This window comes from Arthrobacter nitrophenolicus (assembly GCF_000332815.1).
In the GTDB taxonomy this organism is placed as follows: Bacteria; Actinomycetota; Actinomycetes; order Actinomycetales; family Micrococcaceae; genus Arthrobacter; species Arthrobacter nitrophenolicus.
In genome coordinates this window covers 18,315-36,122 of sequence record NZ_AOFD01000003.1, presented here as the reverse complement: position 1 = coordinate 36,122, position 17,808 = coordinate 18,315, and the positions used below count along the sequence as shown (strand labels likewise).

Annotated in this window: 16 protein-coding genes and 1 pseudogene; 3 read left to right on the top strand and 14 right to left on the bottom strand. The window is 65.5% G+C overall.

Going from position 1 to position 17,808, the window contains the following annotated elements; all coding sequences use genetic code 11:
- Positions 1–214 precede the first annotated feature (214 nt).
- Together G205_RS01415 and G205_RS01410 are read left to right on the top strand one after the other, a co-directional pair.
- Entirely contained in the window at positions 215–694 is a 480-nt protein-coding gene (locus tag G205_RS01415; protein ID WP_009356387.1) for a hypothetical protein, read from the top strand.
- Between the two features lie 554 nt (positions 695–1,248).
- Complete coding sequence (locus G205_RS01410; RefSeq protein WP_152419502.1) at positions 1,249–2,289, top strand: serine hydrolase domain-containing protein; 1,041 nt, start codon at positions 1,249–1,251, stop codon at positions 2,287–2,289.
- Here the strand turns inward: G205_RS01410 and G205_RS01405 are convergent.
- The 14 genes from G205_RS01405 to G205_RS01350 form a co-directional block, all read right to left on the bottom strand.
- Positions 2,286–3,011: a hemerythrin domain-containing protein gene (locus G205_RS01405; protein WP_009356385.1), complete on the bottom strand. Its 726-nt coding sequence runs from the start codon at positions 3,009–3,011 to the stop codon at positions 2,286–2,288. The two genes, G205_RS01410 and G205_RS01405, sit on opposite strands and share 4 nt — an antisense overlap.
- A gap of 163 nt (positions 3,012–3,174) precedes the next feature.
- A complete protein-coding gene (locus G205_RS01400) occupies positions 3,175–3,399 on the bottom strand; it encodes a three-helix bundle dimerization domain-containing protein (protein ID WP_009356384.1) in 225 nt (74 codons plus the stop codon).
- A 336-nt stretch (positions 3,400–3,735) separates the two neighbouring features.
- Entirely contained in the window at positions 3,736–4,278 is a 543-nt protein-coding gene (locus G205_RS23625) for a glycoside hydrolase family 26 protein (protein WP_338058359.1), read from the bottom strand.
- Entirely contained in the window at positions 4,278–4,994 is a 717-nt protein-coding gene (locus G205_RS23620) for an IPT/TIG domain-containing protein (RefSeq protein ID WP_338058358.1), read from the bottom strand. Before G205_RS23620 ends, G205_RS23625 begins: the two co-directional genes overlap by 1 nt.
- Positions 4,995–5,183: 189 nt before the next feature.
- Positions 5,184–5,675 (bottom strand): flavodoxin family protein, encoded by a 492-nt coding sequence (locus G205_RS01390; RefSeq protein ID WP_009356383.1) that lies wholly within the window; start codon positions 5,673–5,675, stop codon positions 5,184–5,186.
- Entirely contained in the window at positions 5,642–5,791 is a 150-nt protein-coding gene (locus G205_RS23900) for a hypothetical protein (protein ID WP_420874302.1), read from the bottom strand. The genes G205_RS01390 and G205_RS23900 overlap by 34 nt, the downstream gene beginning before the upstream one ends.
- 119 nt (positions 5,792–5,910) lie before the next feature.
- Positions 5,911–7,278: a glycoside hydrolase family 32 protein gene (locus G205_RS01385; protein ID WP_009356382.1), complete on the bottom strand. Its 1,368-nt coding sequence runs from the start codon at positions 7,276–7,278 to the stop codon at positions 5,911–5,913.
- Positions 7,275–8,651, bottom strand: coding sequence for a glycoside hydrolase family 172 protein (locus G205_RS01380; RefSeq protein WP_009356381.1), 1,377 nt, complete (start codon positions 8,649–8,651; stop codon positions 7,275–7,277). The genes G205_RS01385 and G205_RS01380 overlap by 4 nt, the downstream gene beginning before the upstream one ends.
- A gap of 26 nt (positions 8,652–8,677) precedes the next feature.
- A complete protein-coding gene (locus G205_RS01375; RefSeq protein ID WP_009356380.1) occupies positions 8,678–9,481 on the bottom strand; it encodes a carbohydrate ABC transporter permease in 804 nt (267 codons plus the stop codon).
- 74 nt (positions 9,482–9,555) lie between these two features.
- Positions 9,556–10,512 carry a carbohydrate ABC transporter permease gene (locus G205_RS01370; RefSeq protein ID WP_009356379.1) on the bottom strand — a complete coding sequence of 319 codons (957 nt, stop codon included), beginning with the start codon at positions 10,510–10,512 and terminating at the stop codon, positions 9,556–9,558.
- A complete protein-coding gene (locus tag G205_RS01365; protein ID WP_009356378.1) occupies positions 10,509–11,813 on the bottom strand; it encodes an ABC transporter substrate-binding protein in 1,305 nt (434 codons plus the stop codon). The genes G205_RS01370 and G205_RS01365 overlap by 4 nt, the downstream gene beginning before the upstream one ends.
- Before the next feature lie 83 nt (positions 11,814–11,896).
- Positions 11,897–12,907, bottom strand: coding sequence for a LacI family DNA-binding transcriptional regulator (locus G205_RS01360; RefSeq protein ID WP_009356377.1), 1,011 nt, complete (start codon positions 12,905–12,907; stop codon positions 11,897–11,899).
- 276 nt (positions 12,908–13,183) lie between these two features.
- Complete coding sequence (locus tag G205_RS01355) at positions 13,184–14,188, bottom strand: LacI family DNA-binding transcriptional regulator (protein ID WP_009356376.1); 1,005 nt, start codon at positions 14,186–14,188, stop codon at positions 13,184–13,186.
- 583 nt (positions 14,189–14,771) lie between these two features.
- Positions 14,772–16,106, bottom strand: coding sequence for a NosD domain-containing protein (locus G205_RS01350; RefSeq protein WP_009356375.1), 1,335 nt, complete (start codon positions 16,104–16,106; stop codon positions 14,772–14,774).
- A 373-nt stretch (positions 16,107–16,479) separates the two neighbouring features.
- Between G205_RS01350 and G205_RS23895 the strand changes: the two are divergent.
- Positions 16,480–17,755, top strand: a pseudogene (locus G205_RS23895) (ABC transporter substrate-binding protein).
- Positions 17,756–17,808 lie beyond the last annotated feature (53 nt).

Below are 17,808 nucleotides of genomic sequence, written 5' to 3'. Positions count from 1 at the left end.
AACAGCGATACAGCAGCCGCACTTACTCACTGGTAAGAAATAATGCGGGCAAAAGGACGGTCTGCGCCTTTTCCGCAATACGTCGGCGGACTCACCGATTGCGGTGATCCCGCCGATGCTGAACATTCAATGCCGAGCATCCAGCGTTCTCCGTTGTGCGCATCTCCGCGGCTATGCGCCGTGCGCCCAACTGATTTATTGAATGGAGTTTCTGATGAAGAAACTGTTAGTTTTCTGTGCCTTCTTTTTTGCGGTAATCGCCGGTGCGGGTCCCGTGGCCGCTGCACCAGTTGATGATGTCCTCCTGGAACTCACCTATAAACCCAACCAGCTTTGCAGCTACCCGGTCCAATTGGTGGTGACGGGCAAGTCCAAATTGATTGAACTTCCCGGGGACCGGATCTTCATCGCCTCACCGGGGCAGGAAGTAACCATCACAAACCTGAGGACCGGGGAATCGGAAACGTTCCTCATTACTGGTTCCACCCATGCCCAGGTTGAGGATGATGGTACAACCGAAGTCACCGTCACCGGATTGAATATCGTCCTCAATCCGCGCGAATCACAATCTGACGAGCCGGGCATCTTCCTGCTGGAGGGCAACTTTAACTTTGCCCTTAAGGCTGATGGAACCGAAGAAAGGGTATTCAGCGGGACGGGAGAAGTGACGGACATCTGTGCTTTGCTCGAATAGCACGTGTCCGGACCGAGTGGTCTAAAGATGAGGGGACCGGTGACTTTTTTGCGGATCCACGCTGATCCGCCGCCTCCGTCACCGGCCCCGAGTCTGTTTCAGTCATCGAAAGGGCTGTTGGCCCCGCAGGCAGCCCTTCACGCATCACTGTGCACTCCACAACTCAAGAACCGGCCCAGAAACCGTCAAGAATTCATCAAGATTCAAAGCCCTGGGTTGGAGGAGTGGCGGGAGAACATGATTGAAAGTGGTTGGACGGCGCGTTCTCGGAGAGGAGCAGCGGTGATCCAGGCCTTGTTGTGCAGGTTGAATGTAGGTCACCACTGGCTGGCTGAGAGGCAGCCCGACGGCGGCTACCGCCGGCGCTGCACCAGGTGCGGCAAGTACGATCGCCGCAGCCAAGACTGGTCCGGGCATCTCGACGCACGCGACCGTCCGGGCAACCCCTACGGCACCGCACCCGAATGAAAAGCCGTGCTGCGATCCAGGCCCTGTCACTCACGCTAGCCGGATGCACCTTCGGTACCCCGGATGAAAACGCCACCACGCCAGCAATGAAGCTTGCCCCGCAGCTGGAGGCCTTTACCGAGGATGCCCTCGCCAATGGAGCGCCTGCCGTGGTCTTCCATGTGCGGGACGGCGACCGTGAGGAGCTGAGGGCAACCGGCGTCAACGACCTGGAGACCAACAGGAAAGCCGTCGCAACGGACAAGATATGGATCATCGGCGCCGGGACACCAATGGTGGCCGTGTCCATGATGAAGCTGGTGGGGGCCGGCACGGTGCGCCTGGACGACCCCGTTTCCACCCACCTGCCTGAGTTCACCACCATTTTCCCGGCCTGGGACCGTGTCACGGTGCGGGACCTGCTGGGCAGCACCTCCGGGCTGCCCGACTACTTTCCGCCCCTGATTGAGGCAAGGACTCTCGATGACCTCCAGACGCGTGCCTTGACCTTCGAGGAAAGGCTCCGCATTGCCGCGGGGGTCGACCTGCCGCCCGGGCCGGTGTCCTACTTCGTGTGGTCCGCCACGGACTGGGAGGTGCTGGGCTGGCTGCTGGAACGCAAACACAATCGGCCGCTTGCGGAGATCCTCGCCGGGGACGTCTTTGAACCTGCAGGAATGGGCAGCACTAGGCTTGCCTCCCCGGGACAACCTCCGGAGCCGATGCTTCACGGGTATGTGCTGGAGGAGGATGGAAACAGGCGCGACTTCACCCGGGTTGACGCCGTTGCGGGGTCAGCCGATTCCGGAGTCATCTCAACAGTGGAGGACCTCGCCAAGTTCCTGGCGGCCCTCACCACCGGGCAACTCCTCAGCGAGGCGACGTGGACCAGCATGATAGAGGCTGAGCCGTCCTCCTTGGGCGGCATCCGGCCGAGCGATGACATCTGCCCCGGCAGCCGCCACGTCATCATGTCCGGCGGGGGCGGACCGTACAGTGTCCAGTCCATTGTCTCCGAGGACGGCCGGCAGCAGGTAACGATGGCCACGGTGCTCCCGCCCCGGGAACTGAAAGTCGCAGATGCGCCTCCGCTTGTCCCCGAAATGGAGGACGCCATCCTTCAGACGGCCAGGAGCCTGTGCGGCTAAAGCGTCTCGGGGATCGGCCGTCCCGGGAAGAGCGTTGCGTACTGCTTCCGGTACATTCGGCGCCCCACGAGTTTGTACGCGAGGCGGACCGGTGCGGGGATTTCGTTGAACAGTTCCTTGCGGTCCGCGGGCGGATTTGTGGCCAGCACCATTCCCAAATAGGCAACCATGAACTTCTTGTCGAACTGCTTGACCCCGTGCTGCCCGATGGCCTTGCTCTCTTCCTCGGTCATCACCCGGTCGGCAACGGGCATCACCTCGGTGACCTCGCGTCGCAGGTGCACATTCAGGACGGCGGCTAGGTCCTCATAGAGCGAAGCGAGCTCGTTGCCCGCTGCAGCGTCCGCCGTCTCCATCCAGCGCAGGCGCAGCGGCTCGATGGCCTCTAGCCGCTGGGTGACCTGCCGGTGCTGCTCGAGCATCTGCGCCACATGCAGCACGCACGCCGGGGCCCGTTGCTCCAGCTGCGGATACATCAGCAGGTCCTCGCCCTCGTGGTGGATGTGCAGCACCTTGTCGAAGTTGCCCAGGACCTCGCCCACATACGCTGCACGGGCGGTGTCTCCGGCGTTGACGGAGCGGACCAGGCCCGGCGCCTCGCTGTACGCCCACAGGAAGAACCGGTGGATCCGCCGCATCGCCGCTGACCCGCCGCACAGGACCGGCCCCGGGGGAAGGGGAGCGGCGGTCTCGCCGGGCTGCATGGTAAAAAAGTCGGTCATGGTGGGCCCCTAACTCGTCGTGAGACCAGGCCCTCTCCCCGCGAGCATGCTATCGCTTGGCTTCCCACCGGACAACGGTGACCGAAATGCGTCACTTACAGGCGGCGGGGTGGCGGCGGCTGCCCGAAGTTCGGGGGCGTGACGGGAAGTGCTGGCCTAAAAGTCACGCATTCTGGTTTTCGCGGCTTCCCAAGGGAGGCCCAGCATGGCTGAGGCGCAGCTTGGCGGCCCGTTCCACCAGGACGGGCACGTAGTCACGGATGGGGCCGTCGTCGAACCGCGCATGCTCCTCGGCAACCACCTGCTCGATAATTGAGCGCTGGTGTTCAGGAAAGCGCTCGGCGAGCCGGTCTGTCAGGGCCAGGAGCGCTTCGGGTTCTCGCGGCATCCCCAAAGCTTCAACCTGTCCGGCAGGGGGAGTCAACACTCACTTATTTGCGGGAGCCTCCGGCGGGAATTCGCTTGGCGGTGCTGGTTACTCAACACCGCCAAGCGCTGAAACCGTCGGTTTCCCGACTCAAGGCTGCGGTACGACTGGACCCAGCTCCAGCTGCACCCCCATGCGCCGCCGCCTTTCAAGGATTACTTTGGACCGTCATCCTCAAGGAGCGGCGCACTTGCCATCAAGAAACGGTCAAGGCTTGATCAGGTTTTCACAAGCCGGCCGACGGGGAAGGTGACGTACGACGGCGGGCGCGTCCCGCGTCGTAGGTCACCGCGCATGCTACCTGGGCCGGGCGGCGAGGGCCGCGGCGAAGGCCTGCGCGGACGCCGTGCTGCTGTTGATCCGCCAGTCGGTTTCCTTGTTGAAGTGGAACCAGGTGATGGCGGTGATGTCCGGCTGGGCCGCGAGGTAGCTGATGAGCGCGGTGTTCCAGTCGGCCTTGGAGCCGCCCTGCTCGGCGGAGGCAGTCTCGGCGATCAGGATCTGCTTGCCGGGGGCCAGGGTCCGCAGCTGGGCGAGGCCGTCGCCGAAGAGCTGGGACGGCGACTGCCAGTTGCTCCAGGACGCGGAGGTGCCCCAGTTGTAGCCGTCCAGGGCCACCGCATCCACGTACGCATTCCCCGGGTAGAGGCCGGACAGCGGGATGGAGCCCCAGTAGGGGACGTTGGGGTTCCACACCCAGGTGATGTTGGTGGCGCCCGTGGACGCGACCACGTCGTGGACATGGCGCCAGGCCGCAACATAGTCGCCGCTGCCGTTGCCGTTGATCTGCTCAGACCACGGGTACCAGTTGCCGTTCATTTCATGCCCGAACCGGAGCATCACCGGATGCCCCCAGCCGGCCAGGGCCTGGCCCCACTGCCGGAGGTAGGGGTCGAAGTCGCCGGCGGCAATCCGGTCCAGCGAGTAGGCGGGCTGCTCGGTGCCGCCGCCCCACGTCCACGGTTCCCAGGTGAGCAGCGTCTGCGCGCCGCGGCCGCGGACGGCCTCGAGCTCGCTGATCGGCGCGGCCTGGTTGAAGTCCTTGTAGGACAGGATGATCGACGGCGCCTCGCCCGCCAGGCTGTCACGGCGTCGAGATCCGCGGAGGCGAGCGGGCCTCCCGGGGTGCCCACGCCGAACCGCAGGACGGCCGGCGCCGGGGCCGCGGGAGCCGGGGCGGGGGCCGGCGCCAGGTTCGGGTCCTCCTCGGTGACGGAGGGGGAGCTGTAGGTGTAGGTGAACGTGGCGGCGGCGCTCGCCGTGCCCGAGGTGGCGCGGACCGCAAGCGCAGGTCCGTCCGCCGGCGGCATGACCAGCTCCGCGGTGAAGTAGCCGGACGCGCTGGTTTTGAACGCGGCCGTGGCCGTGCCTGCGCTGATGGTTCCCGAACTCTTCTTCGGGAAGCCCGTGCCGGTCACGGTGACGGACGTGCCGGCGGGGCCGGCGTCCGGGCTCAGGGTGACGATGGCGGTGGCGGCGTGGACCGGCGTGGCAATCCACGCCGTGCCGCCCGCCAGCAGGGCCAGCACGGAGACCAGTGTTCTGAGTAGCTTCATAAACCCTCCAACGGGATCCGGCAGCGGCCGGCCCGGGGGAAGGGAAAATGCGGCCGCTGCAGAGGACAAGGGCCGGACGGAAAGACCCCCTTGTTAAGTGTCCGGATCCCCGGGGGCTCTCCGGACCAAATCGGCGCAGGATCTGCGCAGCTTTGGCCGAAGAAACACCCGGTCCCCGCGTCCGGACCCCTATTTGGCCGGATACTCCTGCCGCCGCAGCAGCCAGGCAAGGTGCGCGGCGTTGCGGGCGAGGGCTGCATTGGCGGTGGCGACGGCGTCCGGCACCTCGTCCAGGTCCTTGAAGTCCACCGTCTGCATGGCTTCGCCCACCCAGTAGGTGCCGCCCTGCGCCGGGATGCTGAAGCCGACGTCGTTCAGGCCCTGCATCATGTCCGCCACGCTCTTATGCGCGCCGTCCTCGTTTCCAACGACGGCGACCGTCGCCACCTTCCCGTACATGACCGGGCGGCCCTGGTCATCCATTTCGGACAGGTCCGCGTCCAGCCGTTCCAGGACCTGCTGCGCCACGCTGGCCGGATGGCCCATCCAGATCGGTGTGGCCAGCAGGATGATGTCCGAGGCGAGGATCCGCTCCCGCAGCTGCGGCCACTCGTCGCCCTCGCCCATGTCCACCTGGACCCCGCGCTTCACGTTGTGGTCCACCACCCGGACCGAGGACACCTGGACGCCTGGTGCTCGAATTCGTCCAGGATGTGCCGGGCCATCACTTCACTGCTGGACGGCTCCGGCGATGGGGTGAGGGTGCAGACGAGGGCGAGGGCTTGCAGGTCAGGCATCACGGTGTCCTTTCACAGCTGCTGGGAGCGGCACCCCTGGAACCGGTGCTCCGAAGGGATTCGTGGACACACCCCGTTCCGGATGGGATGGGGAGCCCCCTTTCACTCGGACCGGGATGTCACGGCAGGGCGTGGCCAATCCCGGCAGCTTCCGCCGCCACGGCTGCCGACGGGCCCAGCCACCGGAGGGCAGGGGCTTCGGTTGCGCCGGTAACAGTGACCGTAACCGGGGCACCGGTGACTGGAAGCGGGACGGCCATGATGCCCTGGCGACCGGAAATTTCCAGCACGCCGGCGTCGATGACCAGCCGCAGTTCCGAGCCCTGCGCCGCAGGCAGCAACGCGTCCGGAAAGTCCCTGTTCCCGGGGGCGCTCGCAAGGAGTCCGTCCCCGCCGTGGCGGAGCGTGGCCAGGGTGCCGTCCAGGGTTGCCACCGTGATAACCGTCCCGGAGGCGGCGGACAGGCGCAGGTCCGCGCCGCCGTCGAGCACTGCCTCAAAGGTGCCCGCGCCGGTCTGCTCAAGCAGCCCGGGCCGCGCGTAGGCGTCCAGGTCGGCGTGCGGCGTGGCCACAAGGGTGTCACCGTCCAGCGTGAGCGTATGCGGGATACTGAGCGCGCTGGCCCACGACCCGTCGGGGTCCAGCACGCCGCGGACCCAGAAGACCAGCGACGGCGTCCCGTCCTTGTCCCGGAAGAAGGACGGTGCGTAGTAGCTCTTGCCGTGGCTGAGCTGCCCCCAGGAGCGGGCCGTGAACTTTCCGTCGGCGTAGCTGCCCACCCCGTAGGCCACGTAGTGGAGCACGTCGTCCTCCCAGATGGAGGTGACCAGTACGTGCGAGCCATCAATCTCGAACAGCTGGGGGCATTCCCACATGGTGCCCGTCCACACGGGACCGGTTTCGGTGCCGGAACGCTGCGCGGCGATCCCGTCCAGCGTCCACTCCGCGAGGTCCGGGGAACTGTAGGACACGGCGGCAGCCGTGCCGCCCTCCAAACCGGCGCCGACAAACATCCGCCACCGCCCGCCGTCGCGGAACACGAACGGGTCGCGGTAGGCCACAACGCCCGCGTCCGGCGCGGTCATCAGCTTGCCGCCCTTGGTCCAGGTGTTCCAAGAGGAGTCGTCCGGGGTAGCGGTGCGGACGGTCCCGATGCCGATGTCCGGCTGTGTAACCGAGGTGTAGAACATGGTGGCCGCGCCGCCGGCGTCCGTGACGATGGACCCCGACCACACGCCGTCGTCCCCGTCACCGGGTGCGACCGCGACGCCCTGCTCGGTCCAGGCAATCATGTCCGGGGAGGTGGCGTGGCCCCAGTGGCAGTTGGGCCCCCACGTGGTGCGGCCGGGGACGTACTGGTAGAAGAGGTGGTACTGGCCGTCCCTCCATGTGACGCCGAGCGGATCGTTGATCCAGCCTTCGGCGGCAGTGAAGTGGAGGGCGGGCCGCGGGGTTCCTACAGGCTCAGTTTCGACAGGCTCGATCACCGGACTCCACCTCCGACCGGGACGCTGCTGGCGGCGAGGAACCGCTGCCGCACGTCCCGGGCCTGCTCTGCGTTGGCCTTTTCCCATGCGTCGATTTCGGCGCGGCGCTCGTTGCGGACGGCATCCCGGGCCTCGGTGAACTTCTTCATCCGCTCGGCGGAGGCAGCCCGGGCGGCCTGCTGGGCAGGACTGAGCTCCGGCAGCGGAAGCTCCTCCACCTGGTCGCGGGGACGCAGCGGCAGCCGCTCCTCCACGGGGTCGATGTCCAGGACGGGGGAGGGCAGCGTCTGGTACCAGTAGGCGGTGGAGGACCAGTCGTCCGAGAGGTGGTTGGCGTGGCCGTGCTCGAAGGTGACCTTGATCCGCTTCTGGAACCGGATGGGGTCCGTCATGTGGAACCGGTAGCTGTGGTGGAACCCGGGCACGTTCTCCTCGTGGACCATGGTGCCGTTCATCAGGAAGGCGTTGTGCTGCATGCCCCAGGCGTGGCCGAAGTAGTCCTCCATGCCGGTGCCGTGCAGGCTGGGCGGCCAGGTGTCGTCGTCGATGAAGATCATGTCGTCACCCTCACCCCACCAGGAGCCCTGGAAGTGCCGGACCGCCAGGTTGCAGCCCACGTAGTGGCCCTGCCCCTCTGTTTCCAGGACCACGTAGTTGTCCTCGCCGGTGAGGTTGGGGATGGCCACCTCGATGCTGTTGGTCTGCAGGTCCGGTCCCCAGCCGGCGTTGGGCTTCTGCCGCCGCCAGTGCGCGTGGAAGTAGGCCGTGTCCTCCGGCAGCGGCTCGGTGTAGAGCTCGTAGTCGATGTAGAAGTACTGCAGGTAGGGGATGTCGTTCTGGTTTTCGACGACGATCCGGGCGCGGGAGTTGAACGGCATCTCGAAGTAGCTGTTGAACGCCGCGCTGCCGCCGAAGGTGTTCAGCTCCGGCTCCTTGGCGGAGACGGACAGCGGCAGGGAATCGTAGGAGCCGGACAGCGAGTTCAGCAGGCCGAAGAAGTCGCCCAGCGGGGCGACGACGCTGGGCGTGTCCTGGTCATCCCAGTACATTTTCAGGACGATCTTGCGGTAATAGTCCGGGTCCACCACCTCCCAGCTGACGCCCAGGGCGTTGTGGATCTCCAGCATGGGCACGCCCACCAGTTCGGGGGAGATCTGGCCGGGGCCGGGCTGGATCCGGCAGGACTGTGTCATCCAGATGTGGGTGATGGCGCCGGGGCCTTCGAGGTCAGCGAGGACGCGTTCCTCGCCGGGCATGATGATCCAGTTGTCCCGGTTGCGGCCGGTCTGGTCCCAGCTGGACGCGCGGGCGGTGCGGGCGGTGGAGAGCTTGGTGAGGCTGGAGAGCAGGCCGGAGCGCGGCGATGGTGCCATGGTGGTGCCTTTCAGGAGGTTGGTGGTTAGCCCTTGACGGCCGACTGGGTGAGGCTGGCGATGATCCAGCGCTGGGCCACAAGGAAGACGATCAGTGCGGGGGCGATGGCGATGGTGGTTGCCGCCATCACCTGGGCCACGTTCCCGGCGCCGTAGGGGCCGAGCATGAGCACCAGGCCCAGCGGGAGGGTGGCGGTGTCCGTGCTGTTGAGGAAGATGGACGGGGCGAAGTAGGCGTTCCAGCTGCCCAGGAACGTGATGACGCCCAGGGTGCTGACGGCGTTCTTGGCCAGCGGCAGCGCGATCAGCCGGTAGGTCTGCCATGCCGTGGCGCCGTCCATCCGGGCGGCGTCGATGATCTCCTGGGGCAGGCCCAGGAAGAACTGGCGGAGCAGGAAGACACCCAGCGCGCCGGTGATGCCGGGCAGGATCAGGCTCAGCGGGTTGTCCAGCAGGCCGAACGTCCGCATCAGCAGGAACAGCGGGATGATGGTCACCTGCGCCGGCACCATCAGGGAGGACAGCAGCCCCACGAAGATGGAGTTGCGGCCGGGAAACTGCAGTTTGGCGAACGCGTAGCCGGCCATCGGCGCGGTGATGATCATGCCCACGCTCACGGCGATAGCGATGACGGCGCTGTTGAGCATGTTCCGCAAAATGGGGACGGGCCCGCTGACCGCGCCGGCGTAGTTGGACCAGTCCCATTCGGTGGGCAGCCACTGCGGGGGCAGGTCGTACGCGTGGCTGGCGTCCCGCAGGGACGTGGTGAACATCCACAGGAACGGCGCAATCATGCCCACGGCTCCGATGACCAGCAGCGCAACGGACACGGACTTCCCGACGCCGGGCCGCCGTCGTACGCCTTTTCCGGCGCTGGCGGGGCGGCAGGACCGGGACGTTTAGGTTACTCATTGTTGACCCATGACTTTCGGAGGCGGAACTGGACGATCGTCACCAGCATGATGATCAGGAACAGGGTGACCGCGATGGCTGAGGCGTATCCCATGTCGAACTTGTTGAACGCCACCTCGGCGATGTACATCACCACGCTGCGGCTGGCGTCGCCGGGGCCGCCGCGGGTGAGGACGATGATGGATTCGTAGATCTGGAACGCGCCGATGATGGTGATGGTGATGTTGAAGAACGTGGCCTGGCTGATCATCGGCAGCACGATCCGGCGGAAGACCTGCCACTCGTTGGCGCCGTCCATCCGGGCGGCCTCCACCATGTCCTTGGGCACTTCCTGCAGGGCGGCGACGAAGATCAGCATGGCGAACCCGACGTTCCGCCAGGTGTCCACGATGATCACGGAGACCTTGGAGAACTCGGAGCTGTTGAGCCAGTCGATGCGCTCGCCGCCCATGGCCGTCAGGTAGTAGTTCAGGATGCCCGTGTCCTTCTGGAACAGCGCCTGCCAGATGATGGACACGTATACCAGCGCCACCAGGTAGGGGAAGAAGTAGGCGGAGCGGAACACGTAGGTCAGTGCCCGGGGGAGCCGCTGGTTGATCAGGACGGCGAACAGGAGGGCGAAGCCGTTGATGAGGACGACGGCGGCCGCGACGTAGAGGACGGTGTTGCCGTACGTCGTGGCCAGGCGTTCGTCCCGGAACATCCGGGCGTAGTTGTCCAGGCCAACGAACTTGGGTGCGGTGAGGATGTTGTACTTGGTGAGGCTGAGGTACAGGGCGGCGATGAGCGGGCCGAGGACGAAGACCAGGAAGCCGATCACGGTGGGCGCCGTGAACAGGTAACCCGTGAGGGCTTCCCGACGGCGGGCCGCGCCCTGGTGCCCGGGGCGGCCCCCGCGCCCCTTCAGGGGCGCGGGCGGCTGCTTTACTGCGGGGGCTGTGAGGGTCACTGCTGCAACGCCTCCTCAACATCCTTTTGCGCCTTCTCCAGCGACGCGCCGATGTCCTGGCCGGACATGATCTCGTCCATGGCCCGCATGAAGGCCGGGTCCAGCACGTTGTACACGCCCGGTGCGGCCACCGGCTTGGCGTAGGACAGCGAGTTGTAGAACTCTTCGGCGTGCTCGGGGTGCTTCAGGAACTCCGGAGCGGAGGCGGCGGTCTTGGTGGACGGGACGGCCGCACCTGCATCGGCCCACTGCTTCTGGGTCTGCTGGTCCGTGAGCATCTTGATGAACTCCCAGGACAGTTCCGGGTTCTTGGAGGCCTTTGACACAGCGAATGCGCCGGCGCCGAACACGGTGGACTTGGTGGACTGCTGCGGCCAGGGCAGGATGTCGTAGTCGCTGAAGCCGGCTTTTTCGAAGCCGCCGGTGACGAAGTGGCCGGCGCCGGTCATGGCCGCCTTCCCGGCGGGGAAGAGCTGGTACGGGTCCGCTCCCTTGGGCTGCGGGGAGACGCCGTGCTCGGTGACCAGGTCGCGGACCCAGCCCACGGTTTCCTTGACCTTTTCGTCGGTGAGCTGCGCCGTCTTCAGGTCCTCGCTCATCACGGACGTTCCGTTGGAGTACAGCCACGGGGTAATGCCGAAGGAGTAGTACGGCATGGCGAACCCGTACACCTTGTCCGCCCCCTCGCCGGTGGTGAGTTTCTTGGAGACCTCCAGGAACTCGTCCCAGGTCCAGTCGTCGCTGGGCCGTTCAATGCCGGCGGCTTCGAACATCTTGGTGTTGTAGTAGATCACCATGGTGTTGAAGGTGTTCGGCATCAGGTACGTGGAGCCGTCCTTGCTGAAGCCTTCAAGCAGTTTGGGGTCGATATCCTCGCGGAGCTCCTTTGCCTCGGGATCGTTCTTCAGGAAACCGTCCAGCGGGGTGAAGAGCTCGTTGGCCAGGCCCAGTTCCACACCCTCGGTGGCGATGTTGATGACGTCCGGTGCCTGGCCTGCCGCGGCCTGGGTGGCGAGCTTGTTGACGTACTCGGTCCAGGTGGTGATGGGGGTGAAGTTGTTGTTCACCGTGACGTTCGGGTACTTCTCCTTGAAGCGTTCGGCCACGCTGTCGTACACGGCCTTGTCTCCGGGATCGCCCCAGTTGGACACCGAGATGGTGGCGGTGACGTCCTTGGCCGGGGCGGTGTAGGGGCCGTCGGCGGCGGGGGCTGTCGATTCGGCGCCGCCCGCGCAGCCGGTGATGGCCAGCAGGGCCGCGGCGGCTGCCGAGGCGAGGGTGGTGCGGACTGTTTTTCTCATGTGATGCTCCTTTGCATGGCGTCGCCCTGGGGAGGGGCATGGTGTGGGATGCGAAAACGGGTGATGCCGGGTTGGGTGGCGTTCTAGCCGGTGGATCTTCGGAACTCGAGCTCGGAATCGAGCCGGATGATGGTGGTGGGTGCGCCTGGGTGCTCGATCCTTTTCAGCAGGAGTCCGACGGCGCTTTCGCCCAGCCGGAAGGCGGGCTGGCGGACGGTGGTGATCTGCGGGTGGAACAGGTCCGAGTAGGTGAAGCCGTCGAACGCGGCGAAGGCCATGTCATCAGGAACCCGCAGCCCTTCCTTCTGGACTGCCCGCAGCGCACCCGCCGCCAGCAGCGTGCTGCAGGCGAGGACCGCCGTCGGACGTTCCGCGGAACCCTTGATCAGGGGCCGGACCTTCTGGAAGGTCTCTGCCGCCGTGACCGTGCCCTCGCAGAGCAGCGACGGCGGGACGTCCAGGCCGCGGTTGGCCATCGCCTTCCGGAAGCCGTCCTGGCGCTCCCGGAGGGAGGAGACCCGAAGGTCGCCGGAGACCAGCAGGATCCGTTCATGGCCGCGGCCTGCCAGGTGGCCGACGAGGGCCTCCATGGCGGCGTGGTTGTTGACCCCCACCTGGTCCACGTTGCCGTGTTCCCCGCCCAGTTCCTCCAGCCGGTCCAGCAGGACCAGGGGCTTCTGTTCCTCCCTGATGCGGTCCAGCAGTTTCCCGTCTGACCCGGCGGCCCGGGCGATGATCAGACCGTCCACCCTGCGGTCCAGCAGCGCTTCGACTGCCGAGGTTTCCCGGGCGGGATCTTCCGCCGAGTTGGCCAGCAGCAGGGACACCCCGTTCTGCGCGGCAGCCTCTTCCACGCCGTGGACCATGTCCGCGAAGGCCGGCTCACCGGCGTCTGAGACCACCAGGCCGATGGAATCGGTCCGGGCCCGGCGCATGGAACGGGCCAGAACGTCCCGCCGATAACCCGTGGCCTGCACGGCCTGCATGACGCGGGCCTTGGTCTCGGGTTCGACGTGCCGGGTTTCGTTGAGGACGTGCGACACAGTGGACGTCGAGACGCCTGCCAGCGTTGCGACATCGACGATGGTGGCCACTGCGACTCCTTCAGCAAAACGTTTGCGCGAACGTTTCGATAGTAGAGACAAACGTTTCGATGTGCAATGGGTCACGTAAGATTCTTTTTCCACCTGCGACGCCCGGTCACTTATTACGGTCTTTTCCCCGCCGCCCGTTCACTGGTTACGGCTGTAATCCCGGCGCATGTTTTCCTCGCCGAGCCAGTGTTGAGGGAGAGGCCGCCACAGGTGAGCTGGGGTCGCCTTGAGAGCAACCACAAGTGAGCGCGCGTCAGGAAATGGTTGCGTTCTCGGTCAGGCGGTTGGTGTTGTCCCGGTGGAAGCGCGGTATTCGATGGTCGGCGCGAGGCGAACCACGGAAGGTTCGGCACCCTTGTCCGCGATCCGCTTGGCTAACAGCTCCGCCGCCGTGGCACCGACCTGGAACGCCGGCTGGCGGACGGTGGTGAGCTGGGGCTCGAACAGGTCCGCATAAGCGAAGCCGTCGAAGGCGGCGAAGGCGAGGTCGTCCGGCAGCCGGAGCCCGCGCTGCTGGATCTGCCGGAGGGCTGCGGCCGCGAGGACCGTGCTGCAGGCAATGACGGCGGTGGGCGGCGTGGACCTGGACAGCGCTGCCCGGATGCCGGCGTCAGTCTTCTTGGCGCTTTCGGCGATGACTACCAGCTGCTTGGCCGCCGGGACGCCTGCCGACTCCATGGCGTCGGTGAACGCCTCGTGCCGTTCCCGCAGGGTGGCCACGCGGGTGTCGCCGGCCACCAGCAGGATCCGTTCGTGCCCCTGCCCGGTCAGATGCTGCACCAGTTCCTTGACGGGCGCCCGGTTTTCGACGCCCACCTGGTCGAACGGATCCTCGGAAAGCCGGTCCATGAGCACCAGGGGAGTGCCCTGTCCCGCGAAGTCGGCAAGGGCTTCTGGGCCTGACCCGGCGGCGCGTGCCAGGATGATTCCGTCCACCCGGCGTTCCAGGAGGGCCTGAACGGCGCGGGCCTCACGCCGTGGATCCTCTGCCGAGTTGGCGAGAAGCAGCGTGACGCCCTGCTTGGCGGCTGTCTCCTCAACCCCGCGGATCATTTCCGCGAAAGCCGGCTCGCCGCCGTCGGACACTATCAGTCCGATGCTGTCTGTGCGGTTGCGGCGCATGGCGCGGGCGAGCGCGTCCTGGCGGTAGGAGGTCTCCTCGATGGCCTTGAGGACCTTCTGCCGTGTCTCGTCGTTGACGTGGCGGGTGCCGTTGAGGACGTGTGAAACGGTGGAGATGGAAACGCCGGCAAGCTTGGCCACTTTTACCATCGTCGTCATCGTCGCCGTCCTCAGGGAATCGTTTACGCGAACGTTTCGCGCAGCCTTCGCCAGTTTACAGTTGGGCTGATCCCTCCTCGGTCCTCTTCCGTTGCAGAGATCTTGACCCAAGCCTCGGCGATCCTTCGGGCTTCCTTGACGTGCCCGGCGTAGCTTGGGCCCATCAGGCAGTTCGGGTTCGAAGGGGAGTGGAAGCAATGACGCTTACTGAATACGTTGTAGCCCTTGGCAGCATGCTGGCCTCACTCGGGGCTGCCGGTCTCCTGGCAGCCGGAGTGATCCGTGCAAAGGCCCGCCACTGACCGGTTCCTTCACGGGACCCCGCGCGCCCGCCGGGTAACGGAAGAAATCGCGAGGGCGAACTTCCGGTGAAGTTTCTCTCCCAAACCCCTTTACGCGCCCGGTCCGGTGTCATTAACATCGTTCGTGTCATAGTCCGGATGGGCGCCGGGGGCGTCCGGGAAGGGGGAGTGCATCACCGCTGATGATTACCGAATGACAATTGACCACTACGTTGAAAGCCCCTCCTAGGAGGGGCTTTCCCCTTGCCCGGCATGCGGCCTTCTGGCAAGGTGTTTCCCTCCTAGGGCGTAGGCCGGATGGCGGTATCCGCGCTGTAGGACGTGACCCTGGACGCGGGGCCGCTGTCGAGTACCTTCGAGCGGACCGTGGAAGTGTCCAAAACGACGTGCTGCGCCTCGACGTTGCTCACAACATGGTTCGTGGCCACCACGTTGCTGTCGCCCCCGGCGATGAGGACCATCGTGGGCTGGGCGTTCGGCGGTACGATCCTGTCCGGCGCGACGTCGTAGGCGATGAGGTTGTTGGAGAAGAGGTTGTTGTCTCCCGCGATGTGAACCACGCCGTACAGATCGTCCAGGCCGTTGGATACTCCAAGGAACGGCGGGAAGCCTTCCATCCCGCGCCGGAAGTGGTTGCCTGTGACCAGGTTTTCCTTGCAGTTGTTGGTGAGCCGCATCATTCCGGGGAAGAAGCCCTGAAACCTGTTCGCGGTCACCGAGCACCTGTTGCAGCCGGTCAGCTCGACCAGGCTCCTGCCCCGGGGGAACAGGTTGTTGCCGGTGATGAGCAGGCCCTCGTGGTTCTCCGCCAGCAGGGTGGCCCCCTCCGGACCGGCCCCCATGAGGTTGTCGCTGACGATCGTCGCCTGCCCGGCGCCGGTAAGTTCAACGCAGTTGCCGCATTCGGCAATCATGTTGTCGTGGACACGCAGGGCGTCGGCCCCACGGACTATGAGTGCGTGCTCAAGGTAAACAAAGCCCATGCCAGTGATGTGGAAGGAGTCGTTGTCCGAGGCGACTTCAATGCCGGTCCTGCCGTTCCGGTAGCTGTTGCCGTCCGGCGGGAACCCCACGCCATCAAGGCAGAAGTCGCGGAAAACAACTCCTGACAGGCGCGGACTCCCCGCCCGGCGGACCAGGAACGCCTGCGGTGCCGTTGGCGGGGTGAGCACACGGATGTGGCTGCCGCCGGGCTGCAGCTCGAGCCAGCCGGACGTGTCCGCATTGTCCTTGATGCTGCGGGAGAAAAACCCGTGCCCAAAGCCGGCAATGGTCAGGTAGCTGATGTCCACCACCACCTGCGTCCGAAGATCGTAGTCGCCCGGGGGAATGGTGATGACGGCACCCGGCCTGGTGTCGGCGGTGGTCTGGCGCCTCTTGATGTCCGCGATGATGTCATTGATCACCGCACCGATGTCCACCTTCGCCGTCACCCCGGGCCGGCCCTTGATCTTCCAGGACGTGACGTCGTAGATATTCGTTTCTTCCGGGCTGTCCGCGGCGTGTGCCGGTGCTGTAGCGCCGAAGGCCAGCGCTCCGGTAAGGGTGGCAACAGCGCCAGCGCCCAACAGCCTGCGCCGGCTTGGATCCACCACTGCCGAATTTTTGTCAGTCAACGCTTTTCTCCTCAATGCACAGTGGAACGTGTGGTCTATCCGGCACCGCAAGGCATGGCTCTTTACAGCACAGGGCTGCGGGATCTTGGGGGCCGCCAAGTATGCGCCGATACGTAGAAGAGGTCCCTGCTCCCCATAGAGCGGAAATCTTCAGACGCAAGCCAAAACGATTTGGTTGGCCGGATGCCTCGAGGCTAGGAGGGCGGGGCTGCGGCTGTCAACGCCAAAATTTCTTTCGCTTTTTGGCACAGCGGTGACCCTTGACACTCGATCGCAAGCAGGCCTATGGTGAATGCCAAGTCGTTTTGGCAAAACGATTTTTCAGACCGAGTCACTCTCACCATTCCGTTCAAGAGAAAGTGAGTCGACAGCGATGTCCACTCGTACATTCATCAGCAGGCTCGCCGTCGGCGGCATCTGCACCGCCGTCGCACTGTCCGCCTCGGCGTGCGGCGCAGGAGGCCCGGCCACGTCTACCGGAAGCGCCGGCACCAACACCGTCAACGTCCTGGTCGAAGCCGGCGGCCACGCCGAGCTGACCGGCGTTGCCGAACAGTGCAAGACCGAAACAGGCGTCAGCGCCAACTTCGTCGAACTGCCCTACGACGGCATGTTCAACCGCCTTTCCAGCGAATTCTCCTCCGGCAATGTCTCCTTCGACGTGGCCGCCCTGGACTCCGTGTGGCTGCCCAGCTTCAAGGACGCCCTCCAGCCCATTGACGAGATCTTCACGGACGAGGCCAAGAAGGACATCTTCCCGGCCCTGGTCAAGGAAGCCAACGTGGACGGGCACTTCGTGGGCCTGCCCGCCTGGACCAACGCCGAAATCATCCTGTACCGCAAGGACCTGTTCGAGGACGCCAAGAACAAGGCCGACTTCCAGGCCAAGTACGGCTATGAACTGGCTGCCCCCACCACCTGGGAGCAGTACCAGGACATCTCCGAGTTCTTCACCAAGGACGGCATGTACGGCACGGACGTCAAGGGCGGCGTGGAAACCGAATGGCTGGCCCACGTCCTGCAGGCCGGCTCGCCCATGGTCCTGGACGGCGACAAGGTGGTCATCGACAACGCCGCGCACAAGGAAGCCCTGGACTTCTACGTGGGCCTGGCCAAGTACGCTCCCTCCGGCGCAGCCCAGGTGGACTGGGCCGCAGCGCAGAACCTGTTCAACCAGGGCCAGACGCCATGACCCGGTTCTGGGCCCACGCCTACCGGCAGATCCCCAAGGACTCCCCGGTGGCGGGCAAGGTGGGCACAGCCCCCATGATCGCCGGATCCGCCGGCGTCGGCGGCGTTCCCGGCCCCTGGTACCTCACGGTGCCGAAGGCCACCAAGAACACCGAGGCGGCCAAGAAGTTCGTGAAGTGCGCCTACGACTACAACGACAAGGGCATCGAATCCAGCCTGGGCCTGGCCTCCCGCATCTCCGCGTTCGAGAAGTACCAGGACAAGGAAGGCTACGAGAGCTTCAAGCCGCTGATCGAAACCCTCAACGGGGAAGCCACCGCCACCCGCCCTGCCACCGAGAAGTGGCAGCAGATTGTGGACACCGTCCTGGTGCCCATGCTGCAGAAGGCCGTTGCCGGCGGTGACTCCGCCACCCTCCTCGCCGACGCAAGAAGCAGATCGAGGACCTCCTCAAGTAAGACCACCGCGGCCGGCACCTGTGTACCGGTGCCGGCCGCGGCCCCAACCAGCG

Coding starts and splice junctions, on each gene's coding strand:
- G205_RS01405 (WP_009356385.1), bottom strand. CDS start 3,011: ATGACCGACTTTTTTACCATGCAGCCCGGCGAGACCGCCGCTCCCCTT.
- G205_RS01380 (WP_009356381.1), bottom strand. CDS start 8,651: ATGGCACCATCGCCGCGCTCCGGCCTGCTCTCCAGCCTCACCAAGCTC.
- G205_RS01365 (WP_009356378.1), bottom strand. CDS start 11,813: ATGAGAAAAACAGTCCGCACCACCCTCGCCTCGGCAGCCGCCGCGGCC.
- G205_RS01415 (WP_009356387.1), top strand. CDS start 215: ATGAAGAAACTGTTAGTTTTCTGTGCCTTCTTTTTTGCGGTAATCGCC.
- G205_RS01400 (WP_009356384.1), bottom strand. CDS start 3,399: ATGCCGCGAGAACCCGAAGCGCTCCTGGCCCTGACAGACCGGCTCGCC.
- G205_RS01410 (WP_152419502.1), top strand. CDS start 1,249: ATGAAGCTTGCCCCGCAGCTGGAGGCCTTTACCGAGGATGCCCTCGCC.
- G205_RS23900 (WP_420874302.1), bottom strand. CDS start 5,791: ATGCCTGACCTGCAAGCCCTCGCCCTCGTCTGCACCCTCACCCCATCG.
- G205_RS23625 (WP_338058359.1), bottom strand. CDS start 4,278: ATGCTCCGGTTCGGGCATGAAATGAACGGCAACTGGTACCCGTGGTCT.
- G205_RS23620 (WP_338058358.1), bottom strand. CDS start 4,994: ATGAAGCTACTCAGAACACTGGTCTCCGTGCTGGCCCTGCTGGCGGGC.
- G205_RS01355 (WP_009356376.1), bottom strand. CDS start 14,188: ATGACGACGATGGTAAAAGTGGCCAAGCTTGCCGGCGTTTCCATCTCC.